Source organism: Thermoanaerobaculia bacterium (assembly GCA_035260525.1).
Classification (GTDB): domain Bacteria; phylum Acidobacteriota; class Thermoanaerobaculia; order UBA5066; family DATFVB01; genus DATFVB01.
The window spans coordinates 1-2,904 of the sequence record DATFVB010000006.1 but is presented as its reverse complement, the minus strand read 5'-3'; the positions used below and the strand labels follow the sequence as shown (position 1 = coordinate 2,904).

Below are 2,904 nucleotides of genomic sequence, written 5' to 3'. Positions count from 1 at the left end.
CCGTTGCGCCGGAGCGCACGGAGAAGGAATCCGGCCACGAGCGTCGCGCCGGTGGCGAACAGGATCAGGAAGACGGTCGCGTTCATTCCGGCGGGCGAACGACGATCAGCACGGATGCGGGAGAAGACCGGGCGACCCGCTCCGCCGTTCCGCCGAGCGCGTGCGGATGCCTCGTGCCGGTCAGACCGTGGGCTCCGACGACCACGAGCGACGGCCGGCGTTCGCCGGCGACCTCGAGGATCACCGAGGACGGCTTGCCCCGCGCGACCATGAGCTCGGGGCGGGGTCCCGGGCCGCTCTCGGCCCACTCCCGGAGGCGGCGGAGGGCGTTCTCCCGGAGAGTCATGAAGTAGTCGACGTCGGGGTTGTTCACCGCGAAGAGGTCGGGATAGGGAAAGCGGTCGTCGACGACGTGCAGGACGATCGCGGGGACTTTTTCGAAAGCGGCGACTCGCAGACCTTCGCGGATGACGACCGGCGCATAACCGGACATGTCCGCGCAGATGAGCACGGCCCCGGAATCGCCTGTTTTCATTCGCGCGGAGCGTACCATACCGTCCCGTCGCCGGAACGACACTCGCGGACCTCGGATCGTTCCGGCTCCCGCCGCGCGGACCTCCTCCCTGCGGTTACTCGGGAGACTTTCCGCGCGGCGGCCTCCGCGGCTCGGCCAAGAGGCCTCGACCGCTGCGGAGCCCGACAGGAGCGAACACAGTACCCGGCGTACCATCGCCGGAACGACGCTCGCCCCGCTTGGATCGCGAATGCTCCCGACGCGCGGACTTCCGGAGCCGTCATCCCGAGGAGTGGCTCGCCGCGCCGAAGCCTTGGCGAAGGCGCGCAGCGACGAGGGATCTGCTCGGGACCGGCGTCGCGGTACGATTGTGGCTTGCGGGCGGTTAGCTCAGCTGGTAGAGCGCCTGCTTTACACGCAGGATGTCGGGGGTTCGAATCCCTCACCGCCCACCAGACCGTCGCCGGTCGCGCAGGCGCTTTCGCGCTGGAACGCGCCGGCCTCCCACATCGCAAACCTCCTCCGCTCGGTAGCTCGTGCACTGACGTGCGCGGCGATCGGCGCGCTCGGCGACGACGCGCCGGCCGCATCGCGGCTGCGACTTCGTCGCACGCTGGATACCCTGCGCGGAGACTTTTCGCGATGTGACCTTCGCGGCTCGGGTCGGTGCCCTCGACCGCTTCGGCGCCCCGCGAGAGGAAATGAGGGTCCGAAGGTGATCGCGTTCGTGACGCTCTCGGGGCTCGCATCACGAAGCCGCCCGGCGCGAATCACCGAACCGGTTTCGCCGCCAGGGACGCTCGTCACGCCAAAGAAAAAGGGCGCCGCTCCGAAGAGCGGCGCCCGAATCACCGAGGCGTGAAACCGAATCAGTTCTTGTGGATGACGATGCTCCCTCCCGCGATCGCCTCCGGATTGGCGGAGTTGATGTCGTCGGAAGAGCCCGGCGAGTTGTCGTAAACGATGGCGTTGCCGGCGTTAATGTCCGAGATCTTGATGCGGAACTTGTCCACTCCGCCGCCACCGTTGATCTGGCCGTCCGTCGCCGTCAGGATGAAACCATAGTTTCCGGCGCCGTTGACGGTGCCGGTGCCTTTGTACTGGGCGAGCGGACCCGAGATGACGAGCCACTGGTAGACGTCGCTGTGGAAATTGAAGCTCGCGACCTGGAATTGGAACTCCGTCGAGCCCGTCGGGACCTTGGCCCCCTTCAAATACTTCGAGACGAACCCGAAGTTCGCCTTGCCGACGAGAGAGGCGTCGGCAGCGTAGGCGCCGGGCGGTGAGTAGATGAATCCGCCGCCGGTGACGAACCCGGCGTTCGGGTCGTAGACGACGACGAACTGGAAGACGCCCGGATCGCTCGCCGCGGTGCAATCGTCGGCCACCGTCACCGAGATCGTGTTGACGCTGGCTCCGGTGTAGGTATGAGTGTCGGAGCAGGTCGTCACTCCGGCAGCCACGGAGACGGACGACTGCGACCCGTCATCCCACGTGAAAGTGCAGGTGTGCCCCTGAAGTCCGGTGTCCGTGAACTGCGCCGTGACCGTCGCGGGAGTGCCGATCGCCAGCGGCACCGTCGGGCCGGTGACGCTCGTCACCACGGGCGCATCGTTGGAAACCGTGAACGTCGTCGAGCACGAGCTCGAGTTCCCGACGGCGTCCGTGACCGTGAACCCGACCGTCGCGACGCCGGGGGCTTCCGGCGTCCCGGGGGCCGGCAACTGAGTGATCACGAGCGAGCCCGCCGGGGTGCAGTTGTCGACCGCGGAGAGCGATCCTCGCAGATCCGGCACCGCGGCCACGCATCCCGTTCCCGCCAGGGCGCTTGCGGCCGGCGGGCAGGTCAGGATGGTCGGAGCGATCGTGTCCTTGACGACAACCGCCTGATTCTGGGTGGACACGTTGCCGTGGCCGTCGCTGTAGGACCAATGGACCAGATACGTTCCCTGCGCCGAATACGTCGTCGGGTCTGCCGTCGTCGCCGTCACCTGCCCCGCGCAGTTGTCCGTCGCCGTCGGCGCCGTCAACGTCACCGAGCACTGTCCGTCCGCCTCCGGCAGGTTCGCCACGTTCGGAACCGGAGCAACCGTGTCCTTGATGACCGCGGTCTGAACCTGGCTCGACGTGTTTCCGTGCCCGTCGTCGTAAGTCCAATGCACCGTGAACGTCCCCTGGCTGTTGTAGCTCGTCGGGTCCGCCGTCGTCGCCGTCACCTGCCCCGCGCAGTTGTCCGTCGCCGTCGGCGCCGTCACCGTCACCGAGCACTGGCCCGTCGCGTCCGGAAGCGAGGAAACGTCGGGAACGGGCGCGATCGTGTCGTGGACCTTGACGTTCTGGTTCTGGGTGGCGGTGTTGCCCGCGGCGTCCTTGTACGTCCAGTGGACGAC

At 67.6% G+C, this 2,904-nt stretch carries 2 protein-coding genes and 1 tRNA gene; 1 reads left to right on the top strand and 2 read right to left on the bottom strand.

Features of this window, described 5'->3' with window-relative positions:
- Positions 1-82: 82 nt before the first annotated feature.
- Positions 83-535, bottom strand: a complete 453-nt coding sequence (locus tag VKH46_00210; protein HKB69237.1) for a universal stress protein — start codon at positions 533-535, stop codon at positions 83-85.
- Positions 536-893: 358 nt separating this feature from the next.
- Between VKH46_00210 and VKH46_00205 the strand changes: the two genes are divergently transcribed.
- Positions 894-969: transfer RNA gene (locus VKH46_00205), tRNA-Val, on the top strand.
- A gap of 414 nt (positions 970-1,383) precedes the next feature.
- Here VKH46_00205 and VKH46_00200 read toward each other — a convergent pair.
- Positions 1,384-2,904 (bottom strand): hypothetical protein (locus VKH46_00200; GenBank protein HKB69236.1); only part of this gene is annotated, 1,521 nt, incomplete at its 5' end.